General features: G+C 70.2%; 17 protein-coding genes and 1 pseudogene. 10 read left to right on the forward strand and 8 right to left on the reverse strand.

Features of this window, described 5'->3' with window-relative positions:
- Positions 1-681: 681 nt before the first annotated feature.
- From CFK38_RS06285 to CFK38_RS06295, 3 genes are all read right to left on the reverse strand, one after another.
- The gene (locus tag CFK38_RS06285) at positions 682-2,094 is read right to left on the reverse strand and encodes an IS1380 family transposase (protein WP_096801454.1); all 1,413 of its coding nucleotides are present in this window, start codon (positions 2,092-2,094) and stop codon (positions 682-684) included.
- A 303-nt stretch (positions 2,095-2,397) separates the two neighbouring features.
- Complete coding sequence (locus tag CFK38_RS06290; RefSeq protein ID WP_096802313.1) at positions 2,398-3,471, reverse strand: DUF262 domain-containing protein; 1,074 nt, start codon at positions 3,469-3,471, stop codon at positions 2,398-2,400.
- Between the two features lie 242 nt (positions 3,472-3,713).
- Complete coding sequence (locus CFK38_RS06295) at positions 3,714-4,307, reverse strand: TetR family transcriptional regulator (protein ID WP_096802314.1); 594 nt, start codon at positions 4,305-4,307, stop codon at positions 3,714-3,716.
- A 75-nt stretch (positions 4,308-4,382) separates the two neighbouring features.
- Between CFK38_RS06295 and CFK38_RS06300 the strand changes: the two genes are divergently transcribed.
- Genes CFK38_RS06300 through CFK38_RS06320 form a run of 6 tightly spaced genes read left to right on the forward strand, consistent with a single transcriptional unit; the run spans position 4,383 to position 8,855 of the window.
- A complete protein-coding gene (locus tag CFK38_RS06300) occupies positions 4,383-5,033 on the forward strand; it encodes a biotin transporter BioY (RefSeq protein ID WP_096802315.1) in 651 nt (216 codons plus the stop codon).
- Positions 5,030-6,151 (forward strand): class I adenylate-forming enzyme family protein, encoded by a 1,122-nt coding sequence (locus CFK38_RS17535; RefSeq protein ID WP_245851245.1) that lies wholly within the window; start codon positions 5,030-5,032, stop codon positions 6,149-6,151. Before CFK38_RS06300 ends, CFK38_RS17535 begins: the two co-directional genes overlap by 4 nt.
- Positions 6,144-7,271, forward strand: a complete 1,128-nt coding sequence (locus CFK38_RS17540) for a thiolase family protein (protein WP_245851246.1) — start codon at positions 6,144-6,146, stop codon at positions 7,269-7,271. Before CFK38_RS17535 ends, CFK38_RS17540 begins: the two co-directional genes overlap by 8 nt.
- Positions 7,268-7,954: an energy-coupling factor ABC transporter ATP-binding protein gene (locus CFK38_RS06310; protein WP_096802316.1), complete on the forward strand. Its 687-nt coding sequence runs from the start codon at positions 7,268-7,270 to the stop codon at positions 7,952-7,954. The genes CFK38_RS17540 and CFK38_RS06310 overlap by 4 nt, the downstream gene beginning before the upstream one ends.
- The gene (locus tag CFK38_RS06315; RefSeq protein ID WP_096802317.1) at positions 7,948-8,544 is read left to right on the forward strand and encodes an energy-coupling factor transporter transmembrane component T family protein; all 597 of its coding nucleotides are present in this window, start codon (positions 7,948-7,950) and stop codon (positions 8,542-8,544) included. The genes CFK38_RS06310 and CFK38_RS06315 overlap by 7 nt, the downstream gene beginning before the upstream one ends.
- A complete protein-coding gene (locus tag CFK38_RS06320) occupies positions 8,541-8,855 on the forward strand; it encodes a CHY zinc finger protein (RefSeq protein WP_096802318.1) in 315 nt (104 codons plus the stop codon). Before CFK38_RS06315 ends, CFK38_RS06320 begins: the two co-directional genes overlap by 4 nt.
- Before the next feature lie 27 nt (positions 8,856-8,882).
- Here the strand turns inward: CFK38_RS06320 and CFK38_RS06325 are convergent, their stop codons facing one another.
- Positions 8,883-9,434 (reverse strand): GNAT family N-acetyltransferase, encoded by a 552-nt coding sequence (locus tag CFK38_RS06325; RefSeq protein WP_096802319.1) that lies wholly within the window; start codon positions 9,432-9,434, stop codon positions 8,883-8,885.
- Between the two features lie 458 nt (positions 9,435-9,892).
- Here CFK38_RS06325 and CFK38_RS06330 point away from each other — a divergent pair, with 458 nt between their 5' ends.
- Entirely contained in the window at positions 9,893-11,254 is a 1,362-nt protein-coding gene (locus tag CFK38_RS06330; protein ID WP_157773387.1) for a hypothetical protein, read from the forward strand.
- Between the two features lie 70 nt (positions 11,255-11,324).
- Here the strand turns inward: CFK38_RS06330 and CFK38_RS06335 are convergent, their stop codons facing one another.
- Positions 11,325-12,152: an SDR family oxidoreductase gene (locus CFK38_RS06335; RefSeq protein ID WP_096802320.1), complete on the reverse strand. Its 828-nt coding sequence runs from the start codon at positions 12,150-12,152 to the stop codon at positions 11,325-11,327.
- 308 nt (positions 12,153-12,460) lie between these two features.
- Between CFK38_RS06335 and CFK38_RS06340 the strand changes: the two genes are divergently transcribed.
- Complete coding sequence (locus CFK38_RS06340; RefSeq protein ID WP_096802321.1) at positions 12,461-13,567, forward strand: IS110 family RNA-guided transposase; 1,107 nt, start codon at positions 12,461-12,463, stop codon at positions 13,565-13,567.
- Positions 13,568-13,864: 297 nt separating this feature from the next.
- Here the strand turns inward: CFK38_RS06340 and CFK38_RS06345 are convergent, their stop codons facing one another.
- A complete protein-coding gene (locus tag CFK38_RS06345; protein ID WP_096802322.1) occupies positions 13,865-14,326 on the reverse strand; it encodes a VOC family protein in 462 nt (153 codons plus the stop codon).
- 54 nt (positions 14,327-14,380) lie between these two features.
- Here CFK38_RS06345 and CFK38_RS06350 point away from each other — a divergent pair, with 54 nt between their 5' ends.
- Complete coding sequence (locus CFK38_RS06350; RefSeq protein WP_096802323.1) at positions 14,381-15,889, forward strand: FGGY family carbohydrate kinase; 1,509 nt, start codon at positions 14,381-14,383, stop codon at positions 15,887-15,889.
- Between the two features lie 58 nt (positions 15,890-15,947).
- On the opposite strand, the gene CFK38_RS06355 is transcribed toward CFK38_RS06350, so the two are convergent.
- Complete coding sequence (locus tag CFK38_RS06355) at positions 15,948-16,367, reverse strand: (R)-mandelonitrile lyase (protein ID WP_096802324.1); 420 nt, start codon at positions 16,365-16,367, stop codon at positions 15,948-15,950.
- A gap of 1,471 nt (positions 16,368-17,838) precedes the next feature.
- Between CFK38_RS06355 and CFK38_RS17545 the strand changes: the two are divergent.
- Positions 17,839-18,066 (forward strand): annotated as a pseudogene (locus CFK38_RS17545) (HNH endonuclease); the annotation flags it as partial.
- Between the two features lie 466 nt (positions 18,067-18,532).
- On the opposite strand, the gene CFK38_RS06365 reads toward CFK38_RS17545, so the two are convergent.
- The gene (locus tag CFK38_RS06365; RefSeq protein WP_096802326.1) at positions 18,533-20,239 is read right to left on the reverse strand and encodes a glycoside hydrolase family 13 protein; all 1,707 of its coding nucleotides are present in this window, start codon (positions 20,237-20,239) and stop codon (positions 18,533-18,535) included.
- Positions 20,240-20,295 lie beyond the last annotated feature (56 nt).

A 20,295-nucleotide genomic window follows, 5' to 3' on the forward strand; every position in this document is an offset into this window, starting at 1 on the left:
CTGTCTTTCAATTCTTGATGTAGGCGCGCGAGGTAATGTAGCTGTCCCACGTGAGGCCGATATCTTGGGCCAGCACAGAAAGGTCAGACAAGTATCCTGCGACATCCATCGCCGTAACTCCAGGAGCCTGAAAAACCTCATAGATCGAGACATTCCTATGCGCGACGTCATTTCGAATTTGCGTGCATTTTTTTAAGGATGCAATCACTCTGGCCGAGTGCGTAATTGAGTTTACCCCCAAGACGTTCCAGATTAGCGCAAGATGGCGTGGCTGGATGGTGGAGCCATCAAGGGGAGGCTGCGGACCATTACTTACGGACCCAGGGAAGCGCGTCGATTCATTGCTAGCATCGAGCTGCGTAATGGAAAGCCGGGATTCCCAGGACTTACTCTTCTTGCTGGTCGATAGAAGTCGCTCAAAGATGTCATTTGCGGCTAGCGGGCGAAGCGATGGAACTAGGGACGATATTGCGGTTCCCGAATCATTTATGTGCGCACCTATCGCTATTAGCCTCGATGTTTCATCGGGTTGGTGAGCGGGGGCGGTCGGCGTCGTTGCCGATGCTCAGCTGCTGATTCTGGCATCTGGGTGTGACAGATTGTCGCAGTGTCCGTTGCGGGCGGTCGGGTTCCACTCCCGAGAAGGTGCTGGGGGCCGTAGGGACAGGTGGAGCCGCCTGGTCAGGTCTGCGCGACGGCGGTGCGGAGCCGGTTGACGCCGGTCAGGACCTTAATGGCTTCGGGAGCGTGCTGGGCGAGGTGGAGGATCTTGCGCCGGGCACGGCGCACGAGGATCGCGGGGACCTCGAACAGCCGCGCGCGAAGTCGTTTGGGCTCCCACTTCCTCGCATCAGTACTGGTCAGCGCGATGGTCTGCATCCAGGCGACCAGCTCGGAGGCGAGCTGGATGATCTGGCACCAGATCTGGTTCTGCGCGAATCCCTGCAGCGGGAACTTCTCAAGGCCCATGTCCTTGGCGTTACGGATCCGATCTTCGCAGCGCGCTCGGCGACGGTGTCTCAGCTCCAGGGTCGGCAGCTGGCCGCGCGGGGTGTTGGTCGCGAACGCGGTGATCCGCATTCCTTCGTGGTCGGTGATCCGCAGCTGCGCTCCGGGGTGGGGGCGCTCCTTCCGCACGATCACCCGCATCCCCGCAGGCCAGCCGGTCAGGTCCAGCAGTCCGGTCAGCTCCGCCACGAATGCCCCATCGCGGACGCCATCGTCGTCACTGTCATAGGCGGGGGTCCACGCCGCGGCCTCGTCGATGCGTTTCAGCAGGTCAGGCGTGTTTGCGGGGAGGGTGAACCCGACGGAGTAAGCCAGCCGCCGTCTGGTCAGCCACTGGAGGAAGTCCTTGGTGCCGCCGGCTCCATCGGTGCGGATCAGGACCTTCTTCGATCCCTGCCCACCCCGGACAAGCGGGCCCGCAGGCAGCTGAGCGAGAGCCTGACGGGTGACGGTGATGTGATCGGCAGCCGTGTTGGACCCGGCGTTGCCGGGACGGAGCTGGATCGCCAACGGCTCCCCGGTCCCGTCGCTGCCGTGGTCCAGGAACGCGCACAGGGGGTGAAAGCCGTAGCCACGTTTGAAGTTGGGTGCGGCCTGCTCCTTCTCGCTGTGGGCGGTGATCAAGGTGGCGTCGAGGTCGATGACCAGCGGCTTCTTTGCGCTGGCCGCCGCAGCCGGGGAATGGTCGCCGGCCAGGACCCATGCCCGCTCTCGCGCAACCCGGCGGGCCTGGGAGATCGCTTCGATCACGGCAGGAGCGTCCTGGGCGAGCGCGGTGAGTATGCGGGAGATCGTCGGAGCCGAGGCGACGTCACCGAACACTCCCGGCTCGCACCGCAGCAGATCGGTATCCGAGGCGACCTCCCCGCCCACCGCGAGAGTCATCGCCAGGTCCAGCAAGACCTTCGCCGCGTGGTGCTCTGCCAGCGGTTTCGTCCACGGATCCAGTGCTTCGCGCAGCGAGCGGGCGAGGCCGGTGGCACCGATCGTGTCGGTCAGTAGCACCGCGCCGGCATGCGACACCGCCGGGACCTCGGCGATGTCCACTCGCGGTCGGGGGTAGAAGAACAAGGTAGGGTGGGACACCTGAAAGGTGCTCCTTCCGCCAGATCGATACGAGCTTCAACACCCCGTATCATTCCAGGTCAGGAGCACCTTTCTCTATGCCGTCCGCCGGTCGGGACCACACCACCATGAAATACCGAGGTTAGCATTGCTCGCAGTAGCGATTCGAGTTCCGCCATCGCTGCTACGACCGCGGCCGCACGTAACTCGCGCCCGAGGAAGTCAGTCTCTTCGATCCCGGCCAGCGAGCTTGTACTCAATTTTGCAAGTTGGGTCTTCCATTCGTCGATTCTTCGCGCGGCACTTTCGGCTCGGTCAAGAGCGTCACTCGCCATCACTAGTTTCCTCGGCCCCGAAGAGGACTGCGGCTCGATTGAGTCGTCGCCTCAGCATGGAGCGCGTGTTAGTGCCCCCGGTGCTAGCGCTCACGAGCTCCGCGTCGTTGAGCCAGTCGACCTCTGGGGCAATCGGCTTGCCGCCGCCATCAATGATCCTGCCCGCTGCAATTGCGCAGGCCTCAAACTGAACGAGCGGCGTGATGCTTGTGTTCGTTCGCAGGAAGGCCTGGCCGTCGAGCGTACTGGAAAGGAACTCCATTGCAGCGGCAAAGGTGCGCCGCTCTTGTGTGTAATTGAATGACTTTTGACCAGATTCCATGTAGTCATTCAAGAAGTTGGTGACGTTGCCTTTGAAGTTTACTTGATTATTCTTGTATGCAAAGAATTTGAGCACCTGCTCCGACGCCGTTCCGTCGTTCTGGTTTGCCTGCTGGAGCTTGAGTAGACTCTTAAGGTTCTTGTCATCCGCAAGCTGCTCGAGAAACTCGATGAACTCGCCGCGATATACGGCCGTTCGAACCTCTTGTGGTGTGAGAGAAATGGCCCCTGAGTTCAATCGCTCGAAAAGGTCAAAGCGGACCGATTTGTCGGCCTTGTCGGTGAGTGCGACCACCTGGAGCGGCTGACGAGCGAAATACCGCTGAATGGAGGGCGGGAGATCGGAGTATCCGAATGAGTTCAATTGAGATAGGGTCTCAAGTTCGGATAGCTTGAATGGTCCACTGTCTCTCACGCGGTTGCGGGAGTCGGGGTCATTGCTGAGGTACAAAATTAGCGTCGAGATGCGCTGCAGTCCGTCGACAACTTCCCATTGAAAATCGTCGTTTGTGGCAACGAAGATTGGCGGGATTGGCAATCCCATGAAAACCGATTCGATGAATCGGGATGCGACGGGCTGGGTCCATCGATACTTGCGTTGGTATGACGGCGCGATCGTCAGTTCTGAACTCTCGTACATCCGGACAAGTTCTCGAACTGAAAAGCTTACGGCAGATACGTCTACCTTCTCGCGTTCCTTGCTAAGTTGCTCTTCAAGCCCCTCAAATTTCTCTGATCCCATGCTTGATGGTACCTCGGAGCTGAACTGTCGTGGCGCGTTGATCAGATGGGGGATGGAGTCCACACCGGAGGTCGAGCTGACAGCAACCCTGACAGCAACGCGATCGCGTCTGACGGTCTCACTTCGGCTGTGTGCGCGCTCTGACCAGGTAGAACCTGGCTGGCTACCCGTGCCCTGACGGACTCTTAATCCGCGGGTCGAGGGTTCGATCCCCTCCGGGCCCACCCTGCACTCTCGCGGCTCTACGCCTGCCGCGCCATCGAGACGTCCAGGCCGTCGGCGATCAGCGTCATCGCCCCCGTGAAGCCGGCGCCGTCGGTGTTCGAGGCGGATGATCGCTCGAGCAGGCCGAGGGAATCGGCGGTCAGGCGCTGCTGCTCGTGGAAGACGAATCCGAGCACGAAGTGCACGACCACCTCGGCGGCCACCTCGGGCAGCTGATCGGTGACGCCGTGGCGACGTGCGGCCTCCAGCAGTGCCGGCCGCACCGGCGGTTCGACGAGGCCGAGCGCGAGGGAGCTGGACACCAGCTCGGCGGCGTCCCGGTGGGCGAGCAGGCATTCGCGCATGCGCGCACCCAGCACGCACGCCGCCCGGGGCAGCGGGAGCTCCTCGAGGTGGATGTCGGCCATCGGCGCGAGGATCCGCTCGCTGACCGCAGCCAGGAGAGCCTGCTTGTTCGGGAAATGCCAGTACAGGGCGCTGGGCTGGACGCCGAGGGCGGTCGCCAAGCGGCGCATCGTGAGGTCCGGCAGGCCGAACTCGTCCAGGAGGTGCAGGGCCATCTCGGCGACGTCGTCGCGGCTCCGCCGGCGCGGAGATTCTGGGAGGGCCATCACCCCACCGTAGTGCTGAACACTGTTCAGGTGTACGTTGTTCAGGTGAACAGCGTTCAGGTGAAGGGTAGAGGAATGGCACACACTCCTGCAGCACGACGGTGGTCGCTGGATGCGACCGATATCGCCCGCGTCGCGGTGTTCGCGGCGATCGTCGCCGCGCTCGGCCTGCCGGGCAGCGTCAGCGTGTTCGGCGGTGTGCCGATCACCGCGCAGACCTTCGGAGTGATGCTGGCCGGAGCGGTGCTCGGCCCGCGCCTGGGCGCCGTGTCGATGACCGTGTTCCTGGTCCTGGTCGCGGCCGGGCTGCCGCTGCTGGCCGGAGGGCGCGGCGGCATCGGCGTGTTCGTCGGCCCCTCGGCCGGGTACATGATCGGCTGGATCGCCGGAGCCTTCCTCACCGGCCTGATCGTGCACTCCGCCGCCCGCAAGCCGGCCCTCTGGCGCACGGCGCTGGCGATGATCGTGGGCGGCATCCTCATGATCTACGCCGTCGGCATCCCGGTGCAGAGCCTCGTCACCCGCCTGCCGGTGGGGGAGACCGTGCTCGCCAGCCTGGTCTTCCTCCCCGGCGACCTGCTGAAGGCGGTGCTCGCGACCGCGGTCGTCACCACCCTCCTGCGGGCCTACCCGCGCGCGTTCCGCCGCACTTGGCTCCCCACCGCACCGGCCGCCCCGTCCCCCGCCGAGCAGGAAGCGACTGCCCGCCCCGCAGCGATGCGATGACCAGGCGGATCATCCTGCTCGACGGCTCCCCGGACGGCCTGCTGGACCGCCTGAGCGCCGTGCGCGCAGCCGGGGACGTCCCGCTGGTCGGGGACGAGCGCTGGCCCGCGGCCCAGTGGTCGCAGGTGCGGGCGCTCGCGGCGGCCGGGCCGGTGCCGGCGGAGGCGGCCTGGGCAACGCTGACCTCCGGGAGCAGCGGTGCCCCGCGGATCGTGCTGCGCACGGCGGCCTCCTGGGCGGAGTCCTTCGCCGCCGTCTCCGCGATCCTCGCACCGGGCGGAGACGCCGCCGAGCAGCGGATCCTGCTGCCGGCGCCCCCGGCCTCCTCGCTGACGCTGTTCTCGCTCGCGCATGCGAACGCGGGCGGGCCGCAGCCGGTGCTGCCCGGCAATGCGGAGGCTGCGAACGCCACCGCCTTCCACGGGACCCCGCAGGCCCTGCGCTCGCTCCTGGACGCGAGAACCCACCCGCGCCTGCGGGTCGCGCTCGTCGGCGGCTCCCACCTCGATCAGCGGGTGCGCGCGGAGGCGGTCGCCCGCGGCATCCGGGTGGTCACCTACTACGGCGCGGCCGAGCTCTCCTTCGTCGCGCTGGACGAGGGCGAGGGGCTGCGCGCCTTCCCCGGCACGGAACTCGACGTGCGCGAGGGGGCGATCTGGGTCCGCTCGCCGTTCACGGCGCTCGGCTACCTCGGCGAGGCGGGCCCGCTGCGCACGGCCGGCGCCTGGGCGAGCGTCGGCGACCTCGGCCGGCTCGACGCCGGGGTGCTCACCGTCCGCGGCCGCGCAGACGACGCGATCCTCACCGCCTCGGCCACCGTCATCCCCGAGGAGGTCGAGGCCGGCCTCCGTGACCTGCCGGGGATCGCCGACGGTGCCGTCTTCGGAATCCCGACCGAGGGCATCGGCGCGCTCGTCGCCGCACTGGTCGAGCTCGACCCCGGCGCCCCGAGCCCGAGCGCGGGCGAGCTGCGCACGATGGCCGGCGCCCGCTTCGCCACCGCGCATCGGCCCCGCGTCTGGTTCACCGGGACCCTGCCCCGCACCGCCTCCGGCAAGCCGGCCCGCGCCGAGGCGCTGCGCCGTGCCCTGGCGGGGGAGGGGGTGCGACGTGTCTGAGACAGCCGTCGTCCTCGCCGCCCGCCGCACCCCGATCGGCACCCGCAGCCGCGGCCTCGCCGGATTCAGGCTCGAGCACCTCGCCGCGCCCGTGATCCGCGCCGCCCTGGAGGATGCGGAAGCCGCCACCGGCGCCGGCGTCGAGGTGGCCGATGTGGTGCTGGGCAACTGCATGGGGCCGGGCGGCAACCCGGCCCGGGTGGCGGCCCTCGCCGCCGGACTCGGCGTCCAGGTGCCCGGCATGAGCGTGGACCGGCAGTGCGGCAGCGGCCTCGCCGCCGTGATCGCCGCCGCGCAGGCGATCGAGGCCGGGGACCGGCGCCCGCGGATCGCCGGCGGTGTCGAGAGCGCCTCGACCGCCCCCACCCGCTCCGTCGGCGGCGCGGCGTACGACCGGGCCCCGTTCACCCCGGACGGCTGGCCCGATCCTGACATGGTGCGCGCCGCCGACGCCCTCGCCGCGGCCGCCGCGATCTCCCGGCAGCGGCAGGACGCGCACGCCGCCCGCAGCCACCGGCGGGCGGCGGCGGCCCGCGACGCCGGGCGGTTCGGGGCCGAGCTCGTCCCCCTCGCCGCCGCCGGCGCCGATGACGCGATCGGGGTGTCCGCGCCGCTGCTGGCACGCCTGCCCGCCCTGTTCCCGGAGGGCACGGTCACCGCGGGCACCGCGACCCGGATCAGCGACGGTGCCGCCGCCCTGGTCCTCGCCCCGTGTTCGGTGCGCGGTCCGGCGCCCGGGCTCCTGATCCGCGCTCATGCGGTGACCGGCTGCGACCCGGCGCTGCCGGGGATCGGCGCCGCGCCGGCGATCCTCGCGGCGCTGGACCGCGCGCAGCTGCGGCTCCAGGACGTCGCCGCGATCGAGATCGTCGAGGCCTTCGCCGCGCAGTCCCTCGCCGTGCTCGACCGGCTCGGCGTGGCGGCGGACGATGCGCGGGTCTGCGCCGACGGGGGCGCGCTCGCGCTCGGCCACCCCTGGGGCGCCAGCGGCGCCATCAGCATGGTCCGCCTGTTCAGCCGGCTGATCCGGGCCGGCGCCCCGACCGGGACCACCGGGATCACGGCCGCCTCCATCGGCGGCGGGATGGGTGTCGCCGCCGTCGTGGAGGTGATCCGATGAGCGCCCTCGAGCTCGCAGACGTGCACGTCCGCCTCGGCGACACGGACGTCCTGCACTCCATCACCGCCACCCACGACGAACGCACCATCGCCGTCATCGGCGAGAACGGCTCCGGCAAATCGACCCTCGCCCGGCTCCTCGGCGGCCTCGCCACCGCCACCAGCGGGACCATCCGCGTCCTCGGCCTGGACCCGGCGCGGGCGGCGGCGCAGCTGCGACGTCGCGTGGCCGTCATCTTCGCCAACCCGGACGCCCAGATCATCATGCCGACGGTCGCCGAGGACGTCGCCTTCTCCCTGCGCTCGGCGAGACTGCCCCGCGGGGAGAGGACCCGCCGCGTCCAGGAGGCCCTGGAGCGCTTCGGCCTGAGCGAGCTCGCGGACCGCTCGGCGCATGATCTCTCCGGCGGGCAGAAGCAGCTGCTCGCCCTGTGCGGCGCCTTCGTGCGCAGTCCTGAGCTGGTGATCGCGGATGAACCCACCGCCTACCTCGATGCCCGCAACGCCCGGCGCGTCGCCGACCATCTCTTCGCCGACGGCGCCCACCGCCTGGTGCTGGTCACGCACGACCTCGACCTGGCCCGGCGCTGCGAGACCGCGATCCTCGTCCAGGACGGCACGGTCGCGCGGACGGGCGCACCGGCGGAGATCATCGCCGCCTACGAGCAGGAGCTGCGATGCTGACCCTGTACCGGCCCGGGAACGGCCCCTGGCACCGCCTGCCCGCCGGGCCGAAGATCCTGGCGCTGATGAGCATCGTGCTGGGGATCTGCTTCCTGCCGGTGAGCTGGGTCAGCGCCCTGATCATGGCGGCGCTCTGCCTCGCCGTGTACGCAGTGCCGGGAGCGGGGATGCGGGTGCTCGGCCGGCAGCTCGTGGCCGTGCGGTGGATCATCCTGGTGACCGCCGCCGGGCAGCTGATCTTCCTGGGGCCCGAGGAGGCGCTCACGAACACGACCCGAGTCACCGCCGCCGTGGTGATCAGCGGTCTGCTGGCACTGACCACCCCGGTCAGCGAGCTGCTGGATGCCCTGGAGCGCGCACTGGCACCGCTGGAACGGGTGGGTCTGGACCCGCAGCGGGCGGCTCTCGTGCTCGCGATCACCCTGAACACGCTGCCCGTCCTCGCCTCACTCGCCCGCGAGGTCCGCGAGGCGCAGCGCGCCCGTGGCGGCCGGCAGAGCCTGCGGCACTTCGCCATGCCGTTCCTCGTGGTCGCCCTCAAGCATGCCGACGCCCTCGGCGACGCGCTGACCGCACGCGGTGTGCGATGAGGCCCGTCGTCCACGGGCCGACGGTGGATGAGCAGACCCGCTGCGTCCACTACCGCACGGCGCGGGACGTGATCGCGATCCGCTTCGCCTGCTGCCGGCGGTACTACCCCTGCCACCTGTGCCATGAGGAGACCGCCGATCATCCCTCGCGCCCCTGGCCGCCGGGATCAGGGCAGCAGCTCGCCGTGCTCTGCGGCGTGTGCTGGACCCAGCTGCGCATCGACGACTACGTCGGCGCCTCGCAGTGTCCGCAGTGCGGCGCCGCCTTCAACCCGGGATGCGCAGCGCACCACCCGCTCTACTTCGGATAGCCCTGGCGGCAGAGGGTGACCGACGGGTCAGAGAACCTGTTCGAACAGGTGGAACTGCTCCAGATCGGTGCCGTCGTAGTCCAAGGTGTGGACACCGAGGTCGGTGAACCCGTGGCGGGCGTACAGGGTCCGGGCGGGCAGGTTCTCGACGTAGGCGTCCAGGCGGAGGGTGCGGCAGCCCTGCTCCCGCGCGGCCTGCAGGGACGAGTCGATGAGGAATCGGGCGACGCCCTGCCCGAGATGGTCGGGGGTGACACCGAGGACATGGACCACCAGCACCTCCTCGGGAGCGGCGTCGATCGCCCAGTCAGCGTCGTCGTAGCCGCCCGCCGTCGCGTGGTTCAGGACGACCACGCCCGCGATCTCCGCCGGCGAGGCGGAGCCGGTGTCGTCGGGCGTGTGCGCCAGGTAGAGCTCTCCGGCCGCGATCCAGGCGGCGACCTGTGCGGGCCTCGGGTGGTCCTCGGTGTGCCAGTGCGGGAAGTCCGCCGTCCGGGCGAGGTGATCGATGATCTGCCGGTAGGCCGCCTGCGCCGCCGGGACGTCCTCGGGCGCAGCCCGTCGAAAGCTCAGGTCCATGGCGATGCGGTCCTCTTCCCGGTGGGTCGGCGTGGGGGCGGCTCCACCGCCGCCGACGAGATCCTCCCGGACCCGGGCACAGCGGCGCAACCTGCCGAGACCCGGTGAACGCCCTGCCAGCTAGGCTCGGGGCCGGGGTGCACGACCGCGCCCACGACGGCCGGCCACGCGAGAAGGGCACAGAGTTCTACATGTCGGAGACGAACCATCCCTACGGTGACAGGGGAAGCCAGAGCTACCCCGACAGTGGATATCCGGGCCACGATTCCGGGCCGTACGGGCCGAGCGCGTTCCCGCCCGCGCCCTCCGCGGGATCTCATGGCTCCGTCCACTCGGGCCCGGCGTCCGGCCCGCCCCGCGATCCAGCGGCGCCGCCCACGTCGCCCGACCCAGCGGCGCCGGGGCCCTGGGCGACGTCCGCCCCCTCGGCATCGGGGGCGCCGTCGGGCTCGCAGGGGGTGCAGGCACTGTCCGCCTCCCAGGTCGGCGTCGCACTGCGGCGGTTCGGGATCGGCAACCCCGTCCCCACCTTCGCGGTGGGTGCCCTGGCCTACCTCGTGGCTCTCGGTGCCGCACTGCTGGTGATCGTCTCGGCCGTCCTCGCCGCGCTCACCCTGGACACCGGGGAGCTGACCGGGGGCGGCGTGGCGCCGGGCGGCGACCCGACCTCCCCGTCGGGGGCCGGCGGGTGGCGAGGGATCGTGGGACTGGTGGGCATTCCGTTCCAGCTGGTCTCCCTCGCCTCCTTCGGCTCCTACGAGGTCGAGCTGAACCTGGGCTTCATGGGCAATGCCACGATGAGCTGGCGGGGAATGCCGCTGCTGATCACCGTCGCGATGGTGGCGACCGCCTTCCTCGCCGCTCGCCTCCTCCAGCGCCGCTGGGGCACCGGGCGCGGGGGCTCGAACGGAGTGCTCGGTGCACTGCTCTGGTCCGGGATCTCCGGGCTCGCGGTGGCGATCGTCGCCGTGATCGCCACGCGCGTCACCGCGTTCGCGGTCGAGGAGGAATCCTTCGGCATGTCGATCTCGATGCACTCCGCCGGGGTGGACATGTTCTTCGGCACCTGGGTGCTCATCGCGCTTCCGCTGTTCCTGGGGCATATCGCAGGGATGGAGAAGCCCACCTGGTGGTCGCTGGTGGCGGATCTCGCCGCCGCGCCCCGGCTCGTGCTCGTCCACGCCCTGGCCTTCGCTGTCCCGGTCTGGATCCTGCTGGCCGTGGGCGGGGCGATCACGATGATCGCCGAGGGGGAGGGGCGCTCCGTGCTCGGTCTGCTCCTCGCGCTCCCGCTGTGGGGGCTGAACGGCCTCGCGCTGCTGCCCGGGCTGGGGATGCTCGCCGTGCCGCTGCACCTGAACCTGCAGGGCGGCGTCGAGGACTTCGGGATGGAGCGCACCGACGAGTTCCTGTGGTTCTTCGACCTGCCCTGGTACGCGTGGATCCCCCTGGTGCTGATCGCCCTGCTGATGCCGGCGGTGGTCTCCCTGCTGTGGCAGCGGGACCGCGAGATCGAGACCGGGAACATCCTTGCGCTGGCCGCGTCCTGGGTGGCGCTTCCGTTCGCCTACTTCGCAGGCTCGATCGTCCTGCTCGCACTGGTCTGGACCAGCCTGCGCGCAGACCTGGGGATGGGAGGCGACATCGCGGTCAACGTCGGCCTCGCCCCGTGGCTGCCGCTGGTCGCGTTCTTCATCGGACTGCTGGTGGAGGTGCTCGCCCGGTTCGGTGCGCCGTTCGTGGACCGATTCGTGCCCGGGGTGCTGGTGAACTGGTTCCGACGGTCGGCGCGGGCGCGCCGCGCCTCGGCCGGTGCCTAGCCCGGCAGACCGGCGCGCTGCAGCGTGCGCCCCAGCTTCTCCTCGAGCAGCTCGAGGGAGCGCCCGTCGGTCAACGCTGCGGCGCCTCGGGGTCGTGACGGCCCACGAACTCGTCCATCGTGTGGTTGATGCCCAGCAGGTCCAGTCCGCGGTCGAACAGCCGCACCGGCAGGATGCGCGCCGCCGGGAGCAGCCGGGCGAGCCAGGGCGTGATGATCTGCTCCTTCCCGCTCTCGATCGCGGAGAGGGCCTGGCGCGCCACCTCCTGCTCCTTGAGGATCGGCAGCAGACGGGGGAACTTCGTGGTCACCCCGTCGAACATTCCGGTGTCGATAAAGAAGGGGCACATCACGAAGGTGCCTGCGCCCGAGGAGTCCCCGCGCAGCTCGGCCCGGAGCGACTCGGTGAAGCCGATCGCGGCCCACTTGCTCGCGGAGTAATCCGTCTGCCGGGCGACGCCGGCCAGCCCCGCGGCGCTCGCGATGGTGGCGACCGTGCCTCGGTCGCGCTCGAGCATCCCCGGCAGGAAGGCCCGGGTCACCCAGAACAGGGCGAGCGTGTTCAGCTCGAAGGTGCGGCGGATCTCCTCGTCGCTCGCCTCCAGGAGCCGCTTGCCGGTGATGATCCCGGCGTTGTTGATCACCACGTCCTGCGGCCCGGCCTGGTGCGCGGCGGCGGTGATCTGCTCCCGATCGGTGACGTCCACCCGCGCGGTGACGGCGGTGGCGCCGACGGCCCGGATCTCCGCCACGACGGCCTCGGCGCGCGACAGGTCGAGGTCCCAGATCGTCACGTCAGCCCCGCGCCGCGCTGCCTCCAGAGCCAGCTGCCGCCCGAGTCCTCGTGCGCCGCCGGTGATGAGCACGCGGGCGTCGAGCAGGGATGTTCCGTGGTACATCGTCGTACTCCTCGAGGTGCGGGGCGTCAGGGGCCCAGGGTAGGCGAGGGGGATGCGCCCCGCCGTCTCACACCAGGCTGATCTTCCGCCGCCAGGAGCGGACGGTGCACACCAGGCACACCAGCGTCACCAGGAAGCGCGCCGGATCGACGGGTGGCAGCGTCAGGACGTCGGTCCGGAATGCGTCAGACGCTATGAGGGTGGCGGGGTTACCGGCTGGGTCTTGTGGCCCAGGGCCTCGCTATGAAGACTCGTGGATCACCCTGGTCGATGGGCGGCCGGGGTGCACACATTCATAGGAGGCCCTGGTGTTCACCGAGACTACAAGCCTGGGATTGGATGTCCATGCCCGTAGCGTCAATGCCGCTGCGATCGACTGCTCCACCGGCGAGGTGATCGAGAAGTCCCTGCCGAATGATCTGGTCGCTATCAGCGAGTTCGTCGAGGACCTCGCCCGTGGCCACGGTCCCTTGCGGATCACCTACGAGGCCGGCCCCACCGGCTTCACGCTTGCCCGGTTCCTGCTCGATGCTGGACATTCCGTCCAGGTCGCGGCCCCGTCGAAGCTGTTGCGACCAACGGGTGAGCGAGTCAAGACCGATCGGCGCGATGCGATGCTGCTGGCCCGTCTGGCGCGCAACGATGACATCGTCGCGGTGCGGGTCCCCACGCTCGCGGAGGAGTCCGCCCGAGATCTGGTCCGTTCCCGGGACGATGCCCGCCGCGACTTGATGAGTGCCCGGCACCGGCTCGGGAAGCTGGTGCTGCGCCGCGGTCACGTCTTCCCCGGCAAGACGACCTGGGGCCGGGAGCATGACGCCTGGCTGCGGGCCATCCGCCGTGACCACTTGGCCGAATATGGTTCCGGGACCGTGGCCGCGTTCGATGACGCCTACGACGCCGTCACCCACACTCTCGCCCGCCGCGATCGCCTTGATGTAACGATCTTGAACCTGGCCGAGGACAGCGAATTCACCGAGATCACCCACCGCCTGGCCTGCCTGCGAGGGATCTCCACTCTGACCGCGTTCGGTCTGGCGGTGGAGATCGGGGACTGGGACCGGTTCACCGGCTCGACGATCGCGGCCTACCTCGGACTGGTCCCCTCCGAGCACTCCTCTGGACAGACGAGGTCTCTGGGCGGGATCACCAAGACCGGCAACTCCCACGCCCGCCGGTTCCTGATCGAGTCGGCCTGGCACCACAAACCCGGCTACTACCCCGGCAAGACCCTGCGACAGGACTGGGCGAAGGTCCCGGCCGTGATCGCCGAACGCGCCGACCGCGGGAACCGACGTCTCCATCACCGCTGGATGGTGCTGGAAGCGCGCCGCAAACGCCACGCCATCGCGAATACCGCGATCGCCCGCGAACTGGCCGGCTGGTGCTGGTCCCTGGCCACCATGGAGGAATAACCCTATAGACCGCGTTCACGGGCGATCCAGAGCCTCTCGGGACGCAGCGTGAGGAGGAGACCAGCGCTTGGACTGTGAGCAGCCCCGGCAACAGGGCCACGCTCGAGCTCAGACAAGCTCCGCCCCTCCCACCGAAAACAGCGTCATGCGGCACCCGACCCGCGCATATCAGACTGACCACGCGTCGACCAGACACGCGGCACCCGAGAAGCACCCCGCGAACGCCGAAGCGGGGGCACCCACCGGCCAGTGGATGCCCCCGCTTCACTCCGCCCCCTTGACAGAAACACCTACATATCAGTCCAGGCAGAACTCGTTGCCCTCGGGATCGGCCATCACGAGGAACCCGATGCTGGTCGGCGCCTCGGGCTCATGAAGCTCCAGACGCGAGCCGCCGAGCGCGACCAGTCGCTCGCACTCCGCCTCCAGCGCCGTCATCCGCTCCTCGCCGCGCAGCTCGGATGCGGTGCGCACATCGAGATGGACGCGGTTCTTGACGACCTTGTCCTCCGGGACGCGCTGGAAGTAGAGCCGCGGCCCCCTCCCGTCGGGGTCCTCGAGGGCGGAGGCGCTGTTGCGCTGCTCCTCGGGCACGTCGTGGTCCTCGAGGAACTCGTCCCACGCCGCGAGCGGATCAGCACCCGGGGCGAGGTCCGTGCCGGGAGGGCCCGGGTGCACGTATCCGAGCACCTCCTTCCAGAACAGCGAGAGAGTGCGCGGGTCATGGGCATCGATGGTGATCTGCAGGGTGGCGCTCATGGCGTCGAGGATGCCAGGCGGCGAGGACAGGGCGTGTCCGCCTATCCTCACCCCATGCCCTCTCTGCTGTGCCTGGACCTCGGGACCTCCGCTGCGAAGGCGGCGCTGATCGATCTGGACGGCAACAGCAGGGAGCAGGCGAGCAGCGAGTATCCGACGCGCCGTACGGCCGACGGGGGAGCGGAGCAGGACCCCGGCGACTGGGTACGTGCCGCCCGCACCGCGATCGCCCAGATCCTCCCGTCCCCAGCGGCCGGCGATGACCTGCTGGCGCTGAGCCTGACCGGGCAGATGCAGGACCTGGTGCTCGAGACCGAGGGCGAGAGCGAGCCTCCCGCCATCCTGTACAGCGACACCCGCGCCGGAGCGGAGGCCGAGGAGCTGCGCGCCCAGCTCGCGGCCGAGGGCATCGCGTGGGACGCGCTCACCGCCAACCAGCAGGACGCGAGCAGCTGTGCGGCGATGTTCCGGCGCCTGGACCGCGTGGATCCCGGGCTCGCGCGGCGTGTCCGGCAGGTGGTGTTCGGTCCGGCCGGCCATCTCGTGCACCGACTGGGCCTCGGCGCCTGGTGCGATCTGACGACGGCTGCCGCCACCGGGCTGCTCGATCACCGCACGCGCACCTGGTCCGCCCCGGTCGCGCGCGCCGCAGGCCTCGCGGCTCCCCTGCTGCCGGCGCTCACCCACCGGGCGGGCCAGATCCTCGGGCGCACCGGGGCATCGGCCCCCGCACTGCTGGGTCTGCCGGCCGGGCTCCCCGTGGTCCTCGCGCCGGGCGACGCCGGGGCGACCACCCTCGGGATCGTCGGGCTCACCCCGGGCGATGACTACGCCTACCTGGGCACCAGCGGCTGGCGCGCCGTCGTGCAGCCGGCTGCCCCGCCATCACAGGTGGGCACCTCGCACCACCTCGCACTCGGTGGTAGCGACCACGGTGCGAGCGACCACGGCGCGGGGCCGACGCTGCGGATCTCCGCCCTGCTCGCCGCGGGCGCCGTGGCCGACTGGGGGCGCGAGGCCCTGCTGGGCGGGGCGACGCCCGGTGCGGCCGACGCCCTGCTCGAGGGGCGCGAGCACCGGCACGGCCGCGGACCCACGGGTCTCCTCGCACTGCCCTCGATCCTCGGCGAGCGCTACCCCGTGCGGGACGCCGACCTCCGCGGCGCCATGATCGGCATCGGCCCGCAGACCCGCGCGATCGACCTGTACGCGGCGATGCTCGAAGGGGTCGCTCACGCCCTCGCCCATGGTGACGACGGCGCGACCTCGCGTCCCCTGGCCGTCACCGGCGGCGGAACCGCCTCGCAGCCCTGGTTGCGGATCATCGCCGACGTCACCGGACGCCCCGTGCACACGGTCGACGGGGCCGATGCCGCACTGCTCGGCTGTGCGCTCGCTGCGGCCGACGAGCTGGGCCTCGAGCATCGGATCATGCCGCTCGCCGCGCGAGCGGACGGCCGGAGCATCGCACCGGACCCCGCGGCCGCCGCCGCGCACCGGGCGCTGCGGCCCGCCCACCGCGCCCTCTACACCGCGGTCGCCGAGGTGCAGGCGCTGAGGTGACGGCGGGTGCTGGCGAGCAGTCCGTGTGCGCCGGCATCCATCGCGCACCCGCCGCGGGTCAGGCCGTGCGCGCCACCTCGTTCGCGCGGGAGAACTCCTCGTCGCTGACCGGTTCGAGCCAGATCACGGTCTCGTCGTCGTCGTCGTCGGCCTCCTGCACCGCGAGGTGGGACATCAGCGAGGTGTCGAGCGCGCCGTGCCAGTGCTCCTCGCGCGGCGGGATCCACACCGTGCGTCCGGGCTCGAGGGTGAGGACCTCGCCCGAGCGGGTGACGACCAGCCCCACGCCGCCGGTGCCGTAGAGGGTCTGGCCGACGGGGTGCCAGTGCCAATGCGTGCGCGCGCCCGGCGCGAAGTGCACGTGGTTCATCGCGGCGCGGGAACCGTCCCGCGGGCCACGGATCCCCTCCATGAGCACCTCGCCGGTGAACGACGAGTCCGGGCCGCGGGTCGTGGCATTGCGGTCGAGCTTCTCCATCGGAGCCTCCTGAGGTGGGTGTGCAGGTACCACCATCAGATACCGGCGGGGCAGCAGGAGCAAGGGCGAGGGCCGAAGAGAGGGCACCTCCGACGCGCTCCGAGCGGAGGTGGAGCAGGATCCGGAATACGTCGGAAACGCGCGACCGTTCCTCCACCGTGCCCATCCATCCACATTCTTATCCACATTCGTGTGGCGCTACTCAGGGCCGGATGGATGAAGTTATGCGCACTGTGCAGGTCGGGCCTGAGTGCAGTTCACGGAGCCGCGTGTGCCGACGAGGACACGGTGTCGAGAATCCCGAGAAGGTTTTCCACATTCGCGCTACGGGCTTTCGAATGTCGGTGCGACGAGAGAGGATGCCAGCATGTTCATGCAGAAGCTGAAGGGTTCCTCGGAGCGGCGTTCCGCCACTCCGGAGGAGACCCTCGCTGCGCTCCATGCGGCCGGGCCGGGCGCGCTCGCGGAGCTGCTCGGCGACGTCGACTTCCTGCTGACCGCGATCGCCACCGCCCCGGAGGAGATGTTCGAGGCGGGGGAGAGGCCGCGGGACGAGTACAACCGGCTGCTCGAGACGGTCCACGACTCCCGCAGCTCGCTCGATGCGCTCGAGGCACGTGCCGTGGTGGCACTGGCCGAGGCGACCCGGCGCGATCAGATCCGCGCCGCGCGGGACGACGCCGCGCACGAGGACGAGTTCCTCCCCTCGCACGACCGGCTCAACCGTCTGGCCGACGGTCGGACCCGCCGTGACTACTCCCTGACGACCCGGCGGTCGCCCTCTGCCGCCGAGCGCTCCTTGGCGTCCGCCCGGCGCATGGTCCGCTCCATGCCGCGCATGCTCTGCGCGCTCGGCACCGGCAAGGTGACGGCGCAGGTGGCCTACGCGGCGGCGTCCGCGATGGAACCTCTCGATGACCTCCAGCGTCGACAGCTCGACGAGACCCTGCATGAGCAGATGCCCCGTCTGGACGGGGCCGGTGTCCAGCGGTGGCGGGACGAGGTCGCGTCCGCGATCGGGCAGCTCGACCCACAGGGAGCCGCCGCCCGCCACCACCGGGCCCGCCGAGGCCGCCACGTCACCTTCACTCCCGGTCAGCACGGCATGGCGACAGTGAGCGCCCAGCTCCCGGCGCTCGAGGCCAAGCTCGTCCACAAGCGCCTCTCCCTCGAAGCGGAGCGGCTCCGTGCCGAGGGAGCACGCCAGGGCCATGGCGCACTGATGGCGGATGCCTTCGTCGACACGCTGATCGGTCGTGGGGGAGGCATGGATCCGGTGCTCCTGGAGATCGGACTGATCATGACCGAGCGTTCCCTGCTCTCCCCGGACCACGGCGACGTCGCGCATATCGAGGGGTATGGCTCGGTCCCGGTGGGGATGGTGCGCGAACAGCTTCGCCTCGCCCTCGCCGAGCCGGACCCCGCCGAGGGTGACCGCTGCGGACCGGATGGGCCACCGCTCCGTCCCGTGATGCGCCGCCTGTTCACCCATCCCACCTCAGGGGAGCTGGTGGCCGTCGAATCCCGAGCAAGGGCCTTCCCGCCCGCGCTGGCACGCTTCCTCGACTGGCGGGACCTCATCTGCCGCGCACCGTTCTGCGACGCCGCTGTGCGCCAGCACGACCACATCGTCCCCGCCTCCGCGGGCGGCGCCACGAGCATCGACAACGGTCAGGGCCTCTGCGCGCACTGCAACCTCTCGAAGGAGAGCGACACCGCCGGCGTCCGGCGTCTCCCGGAGGCCTCGCGCCACCTGGTCGAATGGACAGGCTCCTCCGGCATCACCCGCGTCACCTCCCCGTCCCCGCTGGGCCCGACGGGCCCCGCAGCGGGCACCGCGGCCGCGACCGATCCCGCCGGCCCGGCGGAGACCGCTGCCGCCGCCGACGTCATCACGGGTGTCAGCGACTCCGCACCGTGCGATGCGACGAGCTCCTCGCTCACCGTCCGCATCCCGCTCGACGCACAGCACGGGCCGGTCACCCCCGCCGCACCAGCCGGAGCTCGCACCGGCGCCGATCCGCAGCCGGTGAAGGCACGGGGGGTGAGGAGATCGGTTCGGGCACAGGCACCGGTGCGAACCGTCGGACGGCGAGAGCGCCCCGAAAGCGCATCCCGCAGGGTGGTCCCCGAGGCGCTCGCGACCGGTGGGAGGCGGGCTATGCTCAGGCCTCCGACCGGCGCAGCCACACCGTGGTCGCACCGGGCAGCTGCGACGTGCCGTCGGCCGCAGCCTCGAGTTCACCGCTCGCCAACAGCACCTCGCCGACGGGCAGCGCCACCGGCTGCGCTCCGAAATTCGTGACGCTCAGCCAACCGCCGGGACGCTCGAAGGCGAGCACGTCACCGCCGCTGAGCGCCTCGTCCCACTCGAGCGACTCCTCGCCCTGCAGCTCTCCGCGCAGACGCAGCGCCTCGCGGTACATCTCGAGCGTCGAACCGGCGGCGCCGTCCTCCGCCTCGACGGAGAAGTCCGCGAACCAGGCAGGCTGCGGCAGATGCGCCCCACCCTCGCCGAAGCCGAAGGAGGAGCCCGAGCGGGTCCACGGCAGCGGGACTCGGCAGCCGTCACGGCCCAGGCCGTCGAAGCCACGGTCCCCGGCGGTGGTACGCCAGAACGCCGGATCCTGGCGCTGCTCATCCGGGATCTCGGCGACCTCGTGCAGGCCCAGCTCCTCGCCCTGGTACAGATAGGCGCTGCCGGGGAGTGCCAGCTCGAGCATCGTCGCCGCCCGGGCGCGGCGGAGCCCTAGCTCGCGGTCGATGCCGTCCTCCGGGCCGCCGGCGGCCACCCACTGGGCGCCCTGCTTCACGGGGCGACCGGCACGCGGCGGCAGGCCGTACCGGGTGGCATGACGCACCCCGTCGTGGTTCGAGAACACCCAGGTGGTCGAGGAGCCGGTCACCGCGGACTGGGCGAGATTGTCGGCGACGATGTCGCGGAAGTGCCCGGCATCGAAATCGGCCTCCATCAGGTCGAAGTTGAACGCCTGGCCGAGCCCTTCGGGGCTCGCGTACTTCGCGCGGCGCTCCGGGGTCTCCACCCAGGCCTCCGCGACCGCGATCCGCGGCGGCTCGTACTGGTCGAACAGCTCGCGCCACTCGGCATAGATCTCATGCACGTCGTCGCGGTCCCACAGCGGATGCGTGCCGTCCTTCGGCATCGCCTTCAGCTCCGCCGAGCTGGGGAGCACCTCGCCGAGATCCTTCGACAGCCCATGGGCCACGTCGATCCGGAAGCCGTCCACTCCCCGGTCCGACCAGAACCTGAGAGTGCGCAGGAAATCCTCGTGCACCTCAGGATGCTTCCAGTTGAAGTCCGGCTGCTCGGTGGCGAAGGAGTGCAGGTACCACTGGCCGTCGGGGACCCGGGTCCAGGCCGGGCCGCTGAAGATCGAGGTCCAGTCCGCAGGCGGCTCCTCGCCATGCTCGCCGCGGCCGTCGCGGAAGATGTAGCGCTCGCGGGCGGGGGAGCCCTTCGGGGCGGACAGCGCCTCCCGGAACCACTCATGGCGGTCCGACGAGTGGTTGGGGACCACATCGACGATGAGCTTGATCCCGACCCCGTGCAGGGCGGTGACCATCTCGTCGAACTCCTCGAGGGTGCCGATCGTCGGATCCACGTCGCGATAGTGGTCCACGTCGTAGCCCCCGTCGGCGAGCGCCGAGGGGTAGAAGGGACTCAGCCACACTGCGTCCACGCCGAGTTCGGCGAGGTACGGGATGCGGGAGATGATGCCGCGCAGGTCACCGATGCCGTCGCCGTTGCCATCCGCGAAGGAGCGCGGATAGATCTGGTAGACGGCCGCCTGGCGCCACCAGTCGGCGTCGGATCGCGTGGCGGGGGGAGCGGTCAGGGGAGCGGTGGTCACGTCGAGGAACCTCCAGGTTCTGTCGGGTGTGGGCGTGAGAGCGGGTGCGCATGCTG

The organism is Brachybacterium vulturis (assembly GCF_002407185.1).
In the GTDB taxonomy this organism is placed as follows: domain Bacteria; phylum Actinomycetota; class Actinomycetes; order Actinomycetales; family Dermabacteraceae; genus Brachybacterium; species Brachybacterium vulturis.